This window comes from Pseudomonas sp. 1152_12 (assembly GCF_052850675.1).
Genome location: NZ_VXCW01000071.1, coordinates 1 through 234 on the forward strand (window position 1 = coordinate 1; position 234 = coordinate 234).

A 234-nucleotide genomic window follows, 5' to 3' on the forward strand; every position below is an offset into this window, starting at 1 on the left:
GTGGCGCCGCCTGGAAGTACGACACGTATCAACCGGCCAACACTGTCCCACTGATACTGGGTCAGCGCGCCATGCTCATCCTCACGCGCAACCTGTCGCCCAAGATCGTCATAGCGATACCGCTTGATACCGCCATTCGGCTGATGCTCTTCAACGAGCTGCCCCCGCTCATTCCAGACCAGCCGATGGCACCCGTTATCCGGATACCAAACCCCAATCAGTTGCCCGTGTTTG

Annotated in this window: 1 protein-coding gene; it reads right to left on the reverse strand. The window is 59.0% G+C overall.

The genetic code is table 11. The features are described 5' to 3' along the window. On the reverse strand, window positions 1-234 hold a 234-nt coding region (locus tag FW764_RS28160; protein ID WP_446436732.1), incomplete at both ends, for a hypothetical protein.